The sequence below is a fragment of the Belnapia sp. genome, assembly GCF_059504005.1.
In genome coordinates this window covers 1-16,004 of sequence record NZ_JCACHU010000043.1, presented here as the reverse complement: position 1 = coordinate 16,004, position 16,004 = coordinate 1, and the positions used below count along the sequence as shown (strand labels likewise).

At 69.1% G+C, this 16,004-nt stretch carries 12 protein-coding genes and 2 pseudogenes; 2 read left to right on the top strand and 12 right to left on the bottom strand.

All coding sequences use genetic code 11. The features are described 5' to 3' along the window. Positions 1-9: 9 nt before the first annotated feature. From AC5JJ1_RS06080 to AC5JJ1_RS06030, 11 genes are read right to left on the bottom strand one after another with little or no spacing between them, the layout of a single operon-like run. Positions 10-1,959, bottom strand: a complete 1,950-nt coding sequence (locus AC5JJ1_RS06080; RefSeq protein WP_495784211.1) for an acetyl/propionyl/methylcrotonyl-CoA carboxylase subunit alpha — start codon at positions 1,957-1,959, stop codon at positions 10-12. Then, positions 1,956-3,563 carry a carboxyl transferase domain-containing protein gene (locus tag AC5JJ1_RS06075; RefSeq protein ID WP_495784210.1) on the bottom strand — a complete coding sequence of 536 codons (1,608 nt, stop codon included), beginning with the start codon at positions 3,561-3,563 and terminating at the stop codon, positions 1,956-1,958. The genes AC5JJ1_RS06080 and AC5JJ1_RS06075 overlap by 4 nt, the downstream gene beginning before the upstream one ends. Next, complete coding sequence (locus tag AC5JJ1_RS06070; protein WP_495784209.1) at positions 3,560-4,735, bottom strand: isovaleryl-CoA dehydrogenase; 1,176 nt, start codon at positions 4,733-4,735, stop codon at positions 3,560-3,562. Before AC5JJ1_RS06070 ends, AC5JJ1_RS06075 begins: the two co-directional genes overlap by 4 nt. Further along, positions 4,735-6,354 (bottom strand): acyl-CoA synthetase, encoded by a 1,620-nt coding sequence (locus AC5JJ1_RS06065; RefSeq protein WP_495784208.1) that lies wholly within the window; start codon positions 6,352-6,354, stop codon positions 4,735-4,737. Before AC5JJ1_RS06065 ends, AC5JJ1_RS06070 begins: the two co-directional genes overlap by 1 nt. Further along, positions 6,354-7,559, bottom strand: coding sequence for a phenylacetate--CoA ligase family protein (locus AC5JJ1_RS06060; RefSeq protein WP_495784207.1), 1,206 nt, complete (start codon positions 7,557-7,559; stop codon positions 6,354-6,356). Before AC5JJ1_RS06060 ends, AC5JJ1_RS06065 begins: the two co-directional genes overlap by 1 nt. After that, positions 7,550-8,347 (bottom strand): ABC transporter ATP-binding protein, encoded by a 798-nt coding sequence (locus AC5JJ1_RS06055; protein WP_495784206.1) that lies wholly within the window; start codon positions 8,345-8,347, stop codon positions 7,550-7,552. The genes AC5JJ1_RS06060 and AC5JJ1_RS06055 overlap by 10 nt, the downstream gene beginning before the upstream one ends. Before the next feature lie 6 nt (positions 8,348-8,353). Then, positions 8,354-9,634: an ABC transporter substrate-binding protein gene (locus AC5JJ1_RS06050; protein WP_495784205.1), complete on the bottom strand. Its 1,281-nt coding sequence runs from the start codon at positions 9,632-9,634 to the stop codon at positions 8,354-8,356. A 20-nt stretch (positions 9,635-9,654) separates the two neighbouring features. Continuing rightward, the gene (locus tag AC5JJ1_RS06045) at positions 9,655-10,719 is read right to left on the bottom strand and encodes a branched-chain amino acid ABC transporter permease (protein ID WP_495784204.1); all 1,065 of its coding nucleotides are present in this window, start codon (positions 10,717-10,719) and stop codon (positions 9,655-9,657) included. Further along, a complete protein-coding gene (locus AC5JJ1_RS06040) occupies positions 10,719-11,612 on the bottom strand; it encodes a branched-chain amino acid ABC transporter permease (protein ID WP_495784203.1) in 894 nt (297 codons plus the stop codon). Before AC5JJ1_RS06040 ends, AC5JJ1_RS06045 begins: the two co-directional genes overlap by 1 nt. A 4-nt stretch (positions 11,613-11,616) precedes the next feature. Then, the gene (locus tag AC5JJ1_RS06035; RefSeq protein ID WP_495784202.1) at positions 11,617-13,521 is read right to left on the bottom strand and encodes a long-chain fatty acid--CoA ligase; all 1,905 of its coding nucleotides are present in this window, start codon (positions 13,519-13,521) and stop codon (positions 11,617-11,619) included. Continuing rightward, the gene (locus tag AC5JJ1_RS06030; RefSeq protein ID WP_495784201.1) at positions 13,518-14,336 is read right to left on the bottom strand and encodes an ABC transporter ATP-binding protein; all 819 of its coding nucleotides are present in this window, start codon (positions 14,334-14,336) and stop codon (positions 13,518-13,520) included. Before AC5JJ1_RS06030 ends, AC5JJ1_RS06035 begins: the two co-directional genes overlap by 4 nt. 154 nt (positions 14,337-14,490) lie before the next feature. On the opposite strand from AC5JJ1_RS06030, the gene AC5JJ1_RS06025 reads away from it, so the two are divergent. After that, a complete protein-coding gene (locus AC5JJ1_RS06025; RefSeq protein WP_495784200.1) occupies positions 14,491-15,156 on the top strand; it encodes a TetR/AcrR family transcriptional regulator in 666 nt (221 codons plus the stop codon). 2 nt (positions 15,157-15,158) lie between these two features. Here AC5JJ1_RS06025 and AC5JJ1_RS06020 read toward each other — a convergent pair. Next, positions 15,159-15,640, bottom strand: a pseudogene (locus AC5JJ1_RS06020) (integrase core domain-containing protein); the annotation flags it as partial. On the opposite strand from AC5JJ1_RS06020, the pseudogene AC5JJ1_RS06015 reads away from it, so the two are divergent. After that, a pseudogene (locus tag AC5JJ1_RS06015) lies at positions 15,633-15,776 on the top strand (IS630 family transposase); the annotation flags it as partial. The pseudogenes AC5JJ1_RS06020 and AC5JJ1_RS06015 sit on opposite strands and share 8 nt — an antisense overlap. Between the last annotated feature and the right edge of the window lie 228 nt (positions 15,777-16,004).

Below are 16,004 nucleotides of genomic sequence, written 5' to 3'. Positions count from 1 at the left end.
GAGGCCTGCTCAGTCGGCGGCGGCCAGGGTGACGAGCTCCGCCCCCTCCTCCACGCTGTCGCCGGGCGCGCAGCCGATATGGGCGACGACGCCATCGGCCGGGGCGGTGATGCGAAGCTCCGTCTTCATCGCCTCGAGCACGGCGAGGACCTGGCCGCGGGTGACCGCCTCCCCGGGCTGGACCAGGACCTGGACGACGCGGCCAGGGATCGGGGCGGAGAGCCGGCCGGCACCGGCAGCCTCGCCGCCCAGCGGCGCATAGGGGTCGAGCCAGCGCAGGCTCCATTCGCCCTCCGGCAGCATGACCTGCACGGCATCGCCATCGCGGAGGAGCGGGACGCGATGCGCGGTGCCGTCGAGCACCACCTGCAGGGCGCCATCCGGCAGGCGGCGGCCGGACAGCGGCAGGTCGCCCTCCCACCCTGCCCCGGCGGCGGTGAGGCGGAGGCGATGCACCGCCTCCCCATCCGCGAGCAGCAGGAGGCGGGACCCGGCACCCTGGAGACGCCAGCCATCCCGGCGGTCCCACGGATCCTGCGGCGGGGCTGCCGGCGGCAGCAGCGCCTCGAGCGCCGCGGCGGCGATGGCCAGGCGCGGCGCCGGGCCGGGCGGCGGCTGCAAGGCCCCGGCATGGCGCCCGGCGAAGCCGGTATCGAGCTCCCCCGCCAGCATCGCAGGATGCGCCGCGAGACGCGCGAGGAAGCCGAGATTGCTGGTGATGCCGGCGATGCGGCATTCCGCCAGCGCCGCCGAGAGCCGGGCAAGCGCCGCCGGGCGATCCGAGCCCCAGGCGACGAGCTTGGCAATCATCGGGTCGTAATGCGGGGTGATGGCATCGCCCTCGACGACGCCGCTCTCGATCCGCAGGTCGGGCGCGGGCTCCGGCAGGCGGAAGCGGCGCAACGGGCCGGTGGAGGGCCGGAAGTCCTGCGCCGGATCCTCGGCATAGAGCCGCACCTCGACGCTGTGGCCCCGGGTCGGCGGCGGCTCGCGCCGCGGCAGCGGCTCGCCGGCCGCGATGCGCAGCTGCCATTCCACGAGGTCGAGGCCGGTCACCATCTCCGTCACCGGGTGCTCGACCTGGAGGCGGGTGTTCATCTCCATGAAGAAGGCGTCCTCGCCCTCGACGATGAACTCCACCGTGCCGGCCGAGACGTAGCCGACCGCCCGCGCCGCGGCGATGGCAGCGTCGTGCAGCCGCTCGCGCAGCGCCGGCGGAAGGTCGGGGGCCGGCGCCTCCTCCAAGACCTTCTGGTGGCGGCGCTGGACGGAGCAGTCCCGGGTGTGGAGGTGGATGGTGTTGCCGTGGCTGTCGGCGAAGACCTGAACCTCGACATGGCGCGGCTTCTGCAGGTAGCGCTCGAGCAGCACGCGGTCATCGCCGAAGGCGGCGCTGGCCTCGCGGCGGGCACCGGCCAGTTCCGCGGCGAAGTCCTCGGCCCGCGGCACGGGGCGCATGCCCTTGCCCCCGCCGCCGGCGCTCGCCTTGATCAGCACGGGGAAGCCGATGCGCGCGGCCTCCGCCGAAAGCCGCGCCTCCTCCTGCGCCTCGCCATGATAGCCGGGGACGATGGGGACGCCGGCGGCCTCCATCAGGCGCTTCGACTCCGCCTTGCTGCCCATGGCGCGGATGGCGGCCGGCGGTGGGCCGACGAAGGCGATGCCGGCGGCGGCGCAGACCTCGGCGAATTCGGCATTCTCCGAGAGGAAGCCGTAGCCGGGATGGATCGCTTCCGCCCCGCTCGCCTTCGCCGCGGCGAGGATGCGGTCGATGCGGAGGTAGCTCTCCGCCGCCCGAGCGGCGCCGATCGGATAGGCGGCATCGGCCATCAGGACGTGCTGCGCCCGCGCATCCGCCTCGGAGAACACGGCGACGCTGCGGATGCCGAGGCGGCGCGCGGTGCGGATGATGCGGCAGGCGATCTCGCCGCGATTGGCGATGAGGAGCGTCTTGATCACATGCGGAACACGCCGAAGCGCGTCTCCCCGATCGGCGCGTTGCAGGCGGCGGACAGACCGAGGCCCAGCACGTCACGCGTGTAGGCGGGGTCGATGATGCCGTCGTCCCAGAGCCGCGCGGTGGCATAGTAGGGCGAGCCCTGCGCCTCGTATTGCGCGCGGATCGGCGCCTTGAACTCGACCTCCGCCTCGGCGGGCCAGCTGCCGCCCTTGGCCTCGATGTTGTCGCGGCGGAGGGTGGCCAGCACGCTCGCCGCTTGCTCGCCGCCCATGACGCTGATGCGGCTGTTGGGCCAGGTGAAGAGCAGCCGCGGCGAATAGGCCCGGCCGCACATCCCATAGTTGCCGGCGCCGAAGCTGCCGCCGATCAACACGGTGAATTTGGGCACGGCGGTGGTAGCGACGGCGGTGACGAGCTTGGCGCCGTCCTTGGCGATGCCGCCCGTCTCGTATTTCCGGCCGACCATGAAGCCGGCGATGTTCTGCAGGAAGAGCAGCGGGATGCCGCGCTGGCTGCACAGCTCCACGAAATGCGCGCCCTTCTGCGCCGACTCCGAGAAGAGGATGCCGTTATTGGCGAGGATGCCGACCAGATGGCCCCAGATGCGGGCGAAGCCGCAGACCAGCGTGGTACCGTAGCGGGCCTTGAACTCGTCGAGCTCGGAGCCGTCGACGATGCGGGCGATGACCTCCCGCACGTCATAGGGCTGGCGCACATCCTGCGGGATGATGCCGTGCAGCTCCGCCGGGTCATAGCGCGGCGGCACCGGCGCGGCGAGGTGGAGGCCCGCCTCCTTCCGCCGGTTCAGCCGCCCGACGATGCGCCGCGCCAGGCCGAGCGCATGCATGTCGTCCAGCGCGAAATGGTCGGCGACGCCGGAGAGGCGGGTATGCACGTCGGCGCCGCCCAGATCCTCCGCGGTGACGATCTCGCCCGTCGCGGCCTTCACCAGCGGCGGGCCGCCGAGGAAGATGGTGCCCTGCTCCTTGACGATGATCGCCTCGTCGCACATGGCGGGCACATAGGCGCCGCCCGCGGTGCAGCTGCCCATCACCACCGCCACCTGCGGGATGCCGCGGGCCGACATATTGGCCTGGTTGTAGAAAATGCGGCCGAAATGCTCGCGGTCAGGGAAGATCTCGTCCTGGTTGGGCAGGTTGGCGCCGCCGCTATCGACCAGATAGAGGCAGGGCAGATGGTTCTGCAGCGCGATCTCCTGCGCACGGAGATGCTTCTTCACCGTGATCGGGTAGTAGCTGCCCCCCTTCACCGTCGCATCATTGGCGACGATGACGCATTCCTGCCCAGCGACGCGGCCGATGCCTGTGAGGATGCCGCCGGCCGGCACCTCGCCGCCGTACATGCCATGGGCCGCGAGCGGCGAGAGCTCGAGGAAGGGCGTGCCGGGGTCGAGCAGGCGCTCCACCCGCTCGCGCGGCAGCAGCTTGCCGCGTGAGGCATGGCGCTGGCGCGCTGCCTCCGGCCCGCCGAGCGCGGCCTGCGCGGTGTGCCCGCCAAGCTCGGCGAGGAGGGCACGCATGGCTTCGGCATTGGCGCGGAATTCGGCGCCGCGGGTGTCGATGGCGGAGGCAAGGACGCTCATGCCGTCTCGCGGAAGAGTTCGCGGCCGATGAGCATGCGGCGGATCTCGCTGGTGCCGGCGCCGATCTCGTAGAGTTTCGCATCGCGCAGCAGGCGCCCGGTCGGCGTCTCGTTGATGTAGCCCATGCCGCCGAGGATCTGTATGGCGTCGAGGGCGATGCGCGTCGCCGCCTCCGCGGCATAGAGGATGGCGCCCGCCGCGTCCTTCCGCGTGGTCTGCCCGCGGTCGCAGGATCGTGCCACCGTATAGACATAGGCGCGGCAGGCATTCAGCGCCGTGTACATGTCGGCGACCTTGGCCTGGATGAGCTGGAACTCGCCGATCGGCTGGCCGAACTGCTTCCGCTCATGGATATAGGGCACGACGACATCGAGCGCGGCCTGCATGATGCCGATCGGGCCGGCCGCGAGCACGGCGCGCTCGTAGTCGAGCCCCGACATCAGCACCCGCACGCCCTCGTTCACCCGGCCGAGGACATTCTCCTCCGGCACCTCGCAATCTTCGAAGACCAGCTCCGATGTCGGGGAGCCGCGCATGCCGAGCTTGTCGAGCTTCTGCGCCGGGCGGAAGCCCTTGAAGCCTTTCTCGATCAGGAAGGCGGTGATTCCGCGCGGCCCGGCCTCGGGGTCGGTCTTGGCATAGACCACCAGCGTCTCGGCGTAATGCGCATTGGTGATCCAGAGCTTGGTGCCGTTCAGCACGTAGCGGTCGCCGCGCTTGTCGGCGCGCAGCCGCATGGAGACGACGTCCGAGCCGGCACCGGGCTCGCTCATCGCCAGGGCACCGAGATGTTCGCCGCTGATGAGCTTCGGCAGGTAGCGCCGCTTCTGCTCGGCATTGCCGTTGCGGGCGATCTGGTTGACGCAGAGGTTCGAGTGGGCGCCGTAGGACAGCCCGACCGAGGCGCTGGCGCGGCTCACCTCCTCCATCGCCACGCAATGGGCGAGGTAGCCCATATTGGCGCCACCATGCTCCTCGTCGACGGTGATGCCGTGCAGGCCGAGCGCCCCCATCTCCGGCCACAGATGGTGCGGGAACTCATCGGTGCGGTCGATCTCCGCCGCGATCGGCGCGATGCGGCTGTCGGCGTAGCCGCGCACGCTCTCGCGCAGCGCGTCGATCTCCTCGCCGAGCCCGTGATCGAGACTCGGGATGGTGACATTGCCGGGCATCAGCCCTCTCCTTTGGTATAGCGGCGCCGCAGCTCGCCGCGCATCACCTTGCCGGTGGCGGTCAGCGGCAGCGCATCGGTGAAATGCACCAGGCGTGGATAGGCATGCGCGGCGAGCCGCGTCTTCACATGGTCCTGCAGGGCGCGGGCCAGCGCCTCATCCGCGGCGACGCCGGGCGCCGGGACGACGATGGCGGTGACGGCCTCCGTCCGCAGCGGGTCCGGCAGGCCAATGACGGCGGCCAGGGCGACGGCGGGGTGGGCGGCCAGGCAATCCTCGATCTCGCCCGGTCCGATGCGGTAGCCGGCCGAGGTGATGACGTCGTCGTCGCGCCCGATGAAGCGGAACCAGCCCTCCTCGTCCCGCTCGCCCTGGTCGCCGGTCACCAGCCAGTCGCCGGCGAATTTCGCCGCCGTCGCCTCGGGCTTGTTCCAGTAGCCGAGGAACATCACCGGATCGGGCCGGCGGATGGCGATGATGCCCTGCTGCCCGGGCGGCAGTACGCGACCTTCGGCATCCACCACCGCCACGTCATGGCCAGGCACCGGGCGGCCCATCCATCCCGGCCGTGCCGGCATCAGCGCCGCGCAGGAGGAGAGGACGAGGTTGCACTCCGTCTGGCCGTAGAACTCGTTGATCGTGCGGCCGAAGGCGGCGCGGCCCCAGTCCAGCAGCTCCGCGCCGAGCGTCTCGCCGCCGCTGCCGATGCTGCGCGGCCGGGCGCCGAAGCGCGTCGGATTCGGCACCATCCGCAGCATCTTCAAGGCCGTGGGCGGCAGGAATACGTTGCGGACATCGTGCTCCGCCATCAGGCGGAAGGCGAATTCCGGGTCGAACTTCGCCATGCGATGCGCGAGGACCGGCACGCCGTGGTAGAGGCTTGGCAGGAGCACGTCGAACAGGCCGCCCACCCAGGCCCAGTCCGCCGGCGTCCAGAACAGGTCGCCCTTCTGCGGGAAGAGGTCCTGCGGCATCTCCACACCCGGCAGATGGCCGAGCAGGACACGATGCGCATGCAGCGCCCCCTTCGGCGCGCCGGTCGTGCCCGAGGTGTAGACGATGACGGCCGGGTCCTCGGCCGCCGTGTCGCAGGGCGCGAAGGCGTCGCTCGCCCGCGCCATCTCCAGCCGGAGGTCGCCTGCCCACTGCCCTGCCCCGTCCGCGCTCAGCACCAGCCGCAGGTCGGGCAGGTCGAGGCCCGGCAGCTTCGCCAGCCCGACGCCGTCCGTCACCAGCGCAGCGGCGCCGCAATCGCGCAGCCGGTATTCCAGCGCCTGCTCCTGGAACAGCTGAAAAAGCGGCACGGCGATGGCACCGAGCTTGTAGATGGCGAGATGCGCGACCGCCGCCTCCGGCACCTGCGGCAGCAGCACGCCGACCCGGTCGCCGCGGCGGATGCCATGCGCGGCGAGCACATTGGCAAGGCGGTTGCTCTCGCCCCGCAACGTGTCGAAGCTGATGCGCTCCGTGCTGCCATCGGCACGAAGGTGCAACAGGGCCGGACGTCCGCTGCCATCCGCCCAGCGGTCGCAGCAGGCTGCGGCGATGTTGAAGCGCTCCGGCACCTGCCAGCGGAAGGCGCTGCGGATCGCCTCGTAACTGTTGCCCTGCGGCAGCATCAGCCGGGCACCGGGCGGGTGTCGTCGATCACCTTGCCATCGTTCGGCAAGGTGCCGGGCGGAACGCATTCGACCTGGGCACGTAGCTTTGTCGCGGCTTGCAGGGCCTCGGCCAGCGCACCGGCCGATTCGGGCGGCGCCTCGGCACGCAGCAACATGGCGTCGCGCTCGCCATCGAGCGAGACGACCAGCCGGGCCTTGCCCACGCCTGGCACGGCCCGCAGCACGGCCGCCACCTGCTCGGGGCGGACAAACATGCCGCGCACCTTCGCCGCCTGATCGGCCCGGCCCATCCAGCCGCGGATGCGGCGGTTGGTGCGGCCGCAAGGCGACTGTCCGGGCAGGATGGCGGAGAGATCGCCGGTGGCGAAGCGGATCAGCGGGTAATGCGGGTTGAGCGTGGTGACGGCGACCTCGCCCACCTCGCCGTCCGGCACCGGGTCGCCGGTGCCGGGGCGGAGGATCTCGAGGAGGACGCCCTCGTCGATGATGAGCCCTTCGCGTGCCGGGCTCTCATAGGCCACGAGGCCGAGATCGGCCGTGCCGTAGCTCTGGAGCACCGTCAGGCCGCGCTCCGCATACCAGGCGCGGAGGCTCGGCAAATAGGCGCCGCCGGTGACATGGCCGAGCTTCAGCGAGGAGAGGTCGAGGCCGAGCGCGTCGCCCTTCTCCAGGATGGTCTTGAGGAAGTCGGGCGTACCGCTGTAGCAGCGCGGGCGAAGCTGCGCCGCGGCCTGCGCCTGCAGCTCGGTATTGCCGGTGCCCGCGGGAAAGACCGGGCAGCCGAGCCCCCGCGCGCCGCCTTCCAGCATGCTGCCGGCCGGGGTGAAATGGTAGGCGAAGCAGTTGTGCAGCAACTCGCCGGGGCGCAACCCTGTCGCATGCAGCGCCCTTGCGTAGCGCCAGTAATCCGGCACGGCGGCCTCCGGCTCGTAGACCGGCCCGGGCGAGGCGAAGACGCGGGCCAACTGGCCGAAGGGCGTCGCCACCGCCCCGCCGAAGGGCGGCTCCGCCGCCTGCTGCGCCAGGAGGTCGGACTTCCGCGTCACCGGCAGGATGGCAAGCGGCCCGTCGGGCAAGGCCGCATAATGCGGCGCATGGGCGCGGGCATGGGCAAGCTGCCTCGCCAGTGCCGCAGCCTGCGCCGCCTCGCGCTCGTCCGCGCTTCGGGTCTCAAGCGCGTCGAAATATTCCGTTAGAGCCACCGCTTCCTCCGCTTGTAGCTCTTCAGGTTCTTGAAGCTCTTGCGCTCGGCGCCATGGCCACCGAGGTAGAATTCCTTCACATCCTCGTTGCTCGACAGCGCCTCCGCCGTGCCATCGAGCACCACCTTTCCCTGTTCCATCACATAGGCATAGCTCGCAATGGAGAGAGCCATGCGTGCATTCTGCTCGACCAGCAGGATGGTGATGCCAAGCTCCTCGTTCAGCCTGCGGATAATGGCGAAGACCTCCTTCACCAGCAACGGGGACAGGCCCATGGATGGCTCATCCATCAGGATGAGCTTCGGCCGCGCCATCAACGCCCGGCCTATCGCCAGCATCTGCTGCTCGCCGCCCGAGAGGTAGCCGGCGAGGCCCGTCCGCTCGCGCAGGCGCGGGAAATAGCCGTAGACCCGCTCGATATCCGGCTTCACCTCGTTGTCCGATCGGGTGAAGGCACCAAGACGGAGATTCTCGAGGCAGGTCATGTCGGCGACGATGCGGCGCCCCTCCATCACCTGGAAGATGCCGCGCCGGACGATCATGTGCGGGTCGACGCCGTCGATCCGCTCGCCGGCGAAGCGGATCTCGCCGCGGGTGACCTCGCCCTCCTCGGTCTTGAGGAGGCCGGAGATCGCCTTCAGCGTGGTCGACTTGCCGGCACCGTTGGCACCGAGCAGGGCAACGATCTTGCCCTGCGGCACCTTCAGCGACAGGCCGCGCAGCACGAGGATGACGTCGTTGTAGACGACCTCGATGTTGTTGACCTCGAGCAGCGGCGCGGCCTCCATGGCAGGCTACCAGCCGAGCCAGTCTGCGCGACGGTCGAGCACCACGGTCTTCACCGCCTCCACCCGCATCGTGCCGTTCTGCATCAGTTCGCCGACGCTGCCCTGGCTGGTGTCGCCGCTGACGCGGGCACGATAGAGCGCGACGCTGAGCTGGCCGCGATGGTCCGTCGGCGTGAAGTTGGAGGGTGCGCAGACGCCGTCGAAGCCGCTCGGCACCCAGTTCTGCCGCGCGTAGAACCCGTCGCGGATCCGCTCGCCCGTGACCTGGCCGCCATTCGCCGCCGCAGTGTCGATGGCCTCGGCGAGGAGCATGGCGCTGCAGATGCCGGCGAGATAGTGCACGGGCCGATAGGTGGTGCCGGCCTGGTCGGAGATGCGGCTGATCGCCTGCACATTCGCCATGCCGGGCGCCTGCTGGCCCCAGACCGCCGCCGTGCGCACCGGGAAGACGACGCCGTTCGCCGCCGTGCCCGCGGCCTTCATCGCATTCTCGTCCATGCCCCAGACATTGCCCATGAACTGCACGGTCACGCCGGCGGCCTGGCAGGCGCGCAGGACGGAGATGTTGGAGCCCGCGGTATTGCCGAGATAGGCGTAGTTGGCACCCTGGTTCTTCAGCGTCAGGCACTGCGCCGTATAGTCGCCCGGGGTGAGGGCGAAGACGACCGCGGGCAGCACCTCGAAGCCGAGCTCGGCCGCCAGGGTCTCGCCCGCCGCCTTCGGCGAGTTCGGATAGGGGTGGTTGCCGCCCATATGGACGTATTTCGGCTTCCCCTGCCCGCCCCGCGTCTTCCAGTCCTCCGCCGCCCAGATCAGCATGGCCCGCAGCGAGTCGGAATAGGACGGACCATAGAAGAAGTTGTAGGGCGCCGGCTCGACGCCCTGCCGGCCGGACTTGCCGCCGGCATCGGTCAGCGCGGCCGAGTAGGACCCGGAGACATAGGGCACGCGGTCGCGCGTGACGAAGCGCACCAGCGCCTCCGTGTCGGCGGTTCCCCAGCCATTAATGGCGACGACGCGGTCGCGGCTCCAGGCCTGGTACTGGCTGACGGCGCGCGGCGCCTGGTAGCCGTAGTCGAAGGCGAGGACATTCACCTGCCGCCCGGCGACGCCGTTGCGGCTGCGGTTGATCCAGGCCCAGGTATCGTTGACGCCCTGGGCGAAGGGGGTCCCGACATCGCTGGTGGCACCGGAAAGGTCCATCAGATGCCCGACCGGGATCGGCTGGGCCGCCGCGGGCAGGGCGAGCGCCATGGCGGCAGCCATGCCAAGGATCGTCGTTCTCATGGCCATTATTGTCCTCCCCATCAATGTGAATACGGGTAGAGCTTCCAGTAGGACTTGATCAGGCGCCAGCGCCGCGCGAGGCCGTCCGGCTCGAAGATCAGGAAGAGGATGATCGCGGCGCCCACGGCCATCTCACGCAGGAACGAGATCGAGGCGCCGAGCTTCAGCGCCCGGTCTATGGCGCTGCCCGACAGCAGGTCCGCCCCCGCCTGCACCACCTCCGGCAACAGCACCATGAAGGCCGCGCCCATGAGGCTGCCCATCACGCTGCCGAGGCCGCCGATGATGACCATCCCGAGAAATTGGATGGAGAACAGGATGTTGAAGGCCTCGACGCTGACGAAGAGCAGGTAGTGCGCGTAGAGCGCGCCGCCGATGCCGGCATAGAAGGAGGCAATGCCGAAGGAGAGCGTTCGGTAATAGGCAAGGTTGATGCCCATCACCTCCGCGCTGAGATAATGATCGCGCACCGCGACCAGCGCCCTGCCGTCCCGCGTGCGGATCAGGTTGGCGGCGCCGAGATACATCACGACGACATAGGCCAGGACGACGTAGAAGTAGCTCTCCTCCCGGTCCGCCACCCAGCTGCCGAGCGCGAAGGGCTCCGTGATGCGGCCGGCGACGCCGCCGGTGAACCATTGGGCGCGGGCGAAGAAGTCCTCGAGGATGAACTGCGCGGCGAGCGTCGCAATGGCGAGATAGAGGCCCTTCAGCCGCCCGGCCGGCGCGCCGAAGACGAGGCCGACCAGCGCCGTCATCACCCCGGCGATCGGGATGCAGAGGGCCACCGGGATGTGCCAGCGCTCATGCAGCCAGGCCGAGGCGAAGGCGCCGAAGCCGAAGAAGGCGGCATGGCCGATGCTGATTTGCCCGGTGAAGCCGACCAGGATGTTGAGGCCGAGCGCTGCGATGCCCAGGGTGCCGATATTGATCAGCAGGCCGAGCTCATAGCGGCCGAGCAGCAAGGGCAACGCGCAGGCCAGCACCAGGCCGAGCAGGAGCGCCCGGCGGCTGTTCCGCGTCGGGAAGATCGTCATGTCCTCCCGGTAGCTGCTGCGGTAATCGCCGGCCGGTGCGAGGTCCATCAGACGCGCTCGATGTTCTTGGTGCCGAACAGCCCGTAGGGCTTGATCAGCAGGATGACGATGAGGGCATAGAAGGGCGCGATGGTCACCATGTTGCCCCAGTTCAGCCAGCCGGCATCGAGATACTGCGCCCAGTTCTCCAGCACGCCGACGATCAGCCCGCCAATCACCGCGCCGATGACGCTGTCGAGCCCGCCGAGGATCACGGCCGGGAAGACCTTGATGCCGTAAAACGAGAGCGCCGAGGAGACGCCGTTCACCACCCCCACCACCACGCCGGCCACCGCTGAGACCACGGCAGAGATCGCCCAGGACATCGCGAAGACCTTCGGCACCGAGATGCCGAGGGATTGCGCCACCTGCTGGTCGAAGGCGGTCGCCCGCATCGCCAGCCCGTGCTTCGAGGCGGTGAAGAACCAGGCGAAGCCGGCCATGATGAGGATCGAGATGCCGAGCGACATCAGATAGGCCGTCTGCACCTCGAGCCCGAGGAGGTTGACCCGTTCCGTGCTGAAGATCGGCGGGAAGGGCTTGGCGAAGACGCCGAAGATCCACTTCATCAGGGCCTGGAAGAAGATGCCGAGGCCGATCGTCGCCATGATGACGCTGATGACCGGCTCGCCGATCAGCGGCCGCAGCACCACCACCTGCAGGATCATCCCGAACAGCGTCATGAAGGCAAGGGTGACGAGGAAGCCGGCCCAGAAGGGCAGCTGCCATTCCGTCAGCAGCCACCAGCAGACCCAGGCGCCGACCAGCAGGAACTCGCCCTGGGCGAAATTCACCACCTGGCTCGCCTTGTAGATCAAGACGAAGCTCATGGCGACGACGCCGTAGAGCGCGCCGACGATGAGTCCGTTGAGCGTCAGTTGCAGCAGCAGCGTCCAGTCCATCGTCCTACTCCGCCGCCTGCGCCAGGGCCGGCGCATCATCCATCGAGACCACGCGCAGGGTGGTGCGGATGCGCTGCCGCGTGCCGTCCTGGAAGGCGATGGTGGTGTCCACCGGGATCGCCTGCTCGCCGCCATAAAGCGCGGCGATGATGTCGGCATATTTCTGGTTGATGACCCCGCGGCGGACCTTGCGCGTCCGCGTCAGCTCCTCGTCATCGGCGTCGAGCTCCTTGTAGAGCAGCACGAAGTCGCGGATGCGCTGCGGCTCGGGCAGGGTCGCATTCACCCGCGCGACCTCGCCGCGCAGCAGCTCCAGCACCTGGTCGCGGGCCGAGAGGTCGGTATAGGTGGTGAAGGCGATGCGATTGCGCTCCGCCCATTTCGAGACGATGGGGAAGCGGATACAGATCATCGCCGCTAGGTGCGGCCGTCCGTCGCCGAGCACCACGGCCTCCGCGACATAGGGGCTGAATTTCAGCTTGTTCTCGATGTATTGCGGGCTGAAGCGGTCGCCCCGGCTGGTGGTGGCGATGTCCTTGATACGGTCGATCACCACCAGGTGGCCGGCCTTGTCGAAATAGCCGGCATCGCCGGTATGCATCCACCCGTCCCGGATGTCGCCCGGCTCGCCCTGGTTGAGGTAGCCGCAGAACATGTTGGGATGGCGGGTTACGATCTCGCCGACGCCGTTATGGTCCGGCTGGTCGATGCGGATCTCGACGCTCTCGTCGAATGGCACGCCGACCGTGTCGAAATTCACATCCGCCGCCCGGTGGATCGTGTAGGCGCCGAGCAGCTCCGTCTGGCCATAGAGCTGGCGCAGCGGCACGCCCATGGCGAGGAAGAAGCGGAAGGTATCCGGCCCGAGCGCCGCGCCGCCCGTCGCCGCGGAGCGGAGATTGCTGAAGCCGAGCCGGTCGCGCAACGCCCGGAACAGCAGCTGGTTGGCAAGGCCCGAACGCCGCCCCTGGTCGAGCGAGGCGAGGCCCCGCTGCATGCCGAGCTCGAACATGCGGCGCTTCAGCGGCGAGGCATCCATCACCCGCGCCCGCACATCGGCCGCGATCTGCTCCCAGAGGCGCGGAGCGAAGAGAACGAAGGTCGGGCCGATCTCGCGGAAATCGGCCATCATCGTCTCCGGCTCCTCGACGAAGTTCACCTTCATCCGGGCCAGCAGGCCGAAGCCGAGGACGTAGATCTGCTCCATGATCCAGGGCAGTGGCAGGACGGAGACATACTCGTCCTCCGGGCCCTTCGGGTCGGCGCCGATATAGGAGGCGCAATGGCGGATCAGCGCGCCGGATTGCAGCATGGCGAGCTTCGGCCGCGCCGTGGTGCCGGAGGTGGTGCAGAGGATCGCCACGTTCTCGCCCCGTGTCGCGGCGACCAGCGCGGCATAGGCGCCGCCATCCGCCGCATGCGCCGCCTCGCCGCGCCGCACCAGCTCCTCGATCGGCATGAGGCGCGTGTCGGCATGCTTCCGCATGCCGCGCGGGTCCATGTAGAGGATGTGGCGCAGGGCCGGCGCGCGGCCCGCCATGTTGAGCAGCTTGTCGACCTGCTCCTCATCCTCGGCGATCACCGCCGCGGCGCCGCTGTGCTCGAGCAGGTAGGCGACCTCGTCGTCCAGCGCATCGCGGTAGATGCCGAGCGAGCGGGCGCCGATCGCATGGGCGGCGACCTCGCCCATCACCCAATCCGGCCGGTTGTCGCCGATCAGGCCGATCACGTCGCCGGCGCCGAGGCCGAGCGCGCGCAGGCCGAGCGCGATGCTCCGCGTCCGCGCCTCCACCTCGCCCCAGGTGAAGGCGCGCCAGATGCCGAGGTGCTTCTCACGCATCGCCACCTCCCGCCCCGCCGCGGCGGCGTTCCGGGCGAGCAGCTTCGGCAGGGTATCGGCCTCGGTCATGGCGCGAGGGCCTCCTCGGGCTCGCTCACCACCTCGTCGGCCTCGCCGAGATAGGCGCGCCGCACATGCGGGTCGGCCAGCACCTCCTGCGGCGAGCCCTCGGCGATCTTCTTGCCGAAGTCGAGCACCATGACGCGGTGGGAGATGTCCATCACCACGCCCATGTCGTGCTCGATCATCAGGACGGTCATGCCCCATTCCTCGTTGAGGTCGAGGATGTAGCGAGCCATGTCCTCCTTCTCCTCGAGGTTCATCCCCGCCATCGGCTCGTCGAGCAGGATCAGCTTCGGGCGCAGGGCGATCGCGCGGGCCAGCTCCACCCGCTTGCGCAAGCCGTAGGAGAGCGTGCCGGCTGGCGCCTTCCGCACATGCTGGATCTCGAGGAAATCGATGATCTCCTCCACCTCGCGCCGATGCGCGATCTCCTCGCGCTGCGCCCCGCCGAGCCAGTAGGGCATGCCGGTGAGGAAGCCGTGCCGCATCAGGTGGTGGCGGCCAACCATAATGTTGTCGAGCACGCTCATATGGCCGAACAGCGCCAGGTTCTGGAAGGTGCGGCCGATGCCGATGGCGGCGCGCTTGCGCGTCGGCAGGCGGGTGATGTCGTCGCCGCCGAAGCGGATGCACCCGGAGGTCGGACGGTAGCGGCCGGAAATGCAGTTGACCATGGAGGTCTTGCCGGCGCCGTTCGGCCCGATGATGGAGAAGACCTCGCCCGCCTTCACCTCGAAGGAGACGTCGGTCAGCGCCCGCACGCCGCCGAAGCGCAGCGTCACCCCCTCGGCAGCGAGGAGAGCCGCGCCGGACTCAGCCATGATGCAGGCGATGGGGCGCAGATGCAGCCACGATCGGTCCCTCCCTGGCGGGGTTATGGCCCCCGCTACTAAACGAACATATGTTCGTTTATCGGTTGACCGCAAGAGGTTTCGCGCCCCAGCCTGTGCGCCGTCGAGGGAGGCGTCCGGCAGCATGGCCCGCATCACGGGATCGAATGGCGAGCGCACGGCGGCGGCCATCCGCCGGGCTGCGCTGCGGCTGATCCATGAGCAGGGCTTCGCCGCGATGAACCTCCGCGAGCTGGCGGCGGCGGTCGGCATCAGCCCCGCCTCGCTCTACAACCATATGCCGACGAAGCAGAGCCTGCTCTTCGACCTGATGCTGGAGCACATGACGGCGCTGCTGGAGCAGACGGATGCGGCTCTCGCCGCGGCGGGACCGGATCTCCTCGCCCGGTTGGAGGCCTTCATCGGTCACCACGTTCTCTATCATCTTGAGCGGAAGCGCGAGGTCTACATCGCCAATTTCGAGTTGCGCGCCCTCGACCCGCCCAATGCGGCTCGGATCATCGGCATGCGGCACCAGTACGAGGCACGGCTGATCGCCCTGCTGGAGGAAGGTGCGGCGGCAGGGCTGCTGAGCTTCGGCGATGCGCGGATCAGCGCCTATGCGATGCTCGCCATGCTGACCGGGGTCTGCACCTGGTACCGGGCGGACGGGCGCCTGGCCCCGCAGGAGATCGTGGCCCTGCATATCCGGCTGGCGCTGGATGGCGTGAAACGGAAAGCCCAGAGCGAAATGCTGGACCGAGCTGATACCTCCGAGCAGGTAATCTCAGCTGATCGGAGCTTGCTGTAATTGTTCTGTCCCCAGATTTGGTGGTGCGGGTTCATGGGTGAAGCTGGAGATGTCGTCCGTCCAGGCTTTGCAGATGGCTTCGTAGGGGGTTGAGGCCACGCAGGGTCGTCAGCCGACGGGCGAAGTTGTAGGCGGCGACGAAGTCGGCGAGGTGCTGGCACCACCGGCCGTGGCTCTCGTAGGAGAACCGCTTGACGGTGGCATCCTTGACGGTGCGGCTCATGCGCTCGACCTGACCGTTCGTACACGGATGGCGTGGCTTGGTGAGCCTCTGCTCGACACCGAGCTCGGCGCAGGCAAGTTCGAAGGCATGGCAGAGGAAGGGCTCGTTGCGGGCCGACATCGGCCGGATATCCCCGGGCGTCCGGCCATCGCCGGTGGGCTCGGTGAAGTGCGTGCCGTTGTCGGTGAGCACGGCGTGGGTCCTGTAAGGAACCGCCGCGGCGAGCGCCCGGAGGAGGTCGGCGGCGATACGCTTTGTCGAGAAGGTGCGCACCACCGTCGGGCTGTACATGGCCACGCCTGAGCGCGCCCTGGTGCTGTGCGTGGACGAGAAGTCCCAGATCAAGGCACTTGACCGCACCCAGCCTCGCCTTCCTGGCCGAGCGCCAGCTCCGCCGCAGCGTTCACCGCTGCACCCCTAACTCGAAGCCAGCCTCTGCACCTTCATCGACGCCCATCACGCCGGCCCCAAGCCCTTCCGCTGGACCAAGTCCGCCGACGACATCCTCGCCGCCATCCAGCGCCTCCGCCTCCGATCCCAACAGACCGGAGGGACTACGGAATCAGCGCACTAGCAGCCTGTCGGATTCCCAACGGGCCTGATATCGGCGAATCTGTTCGGCATG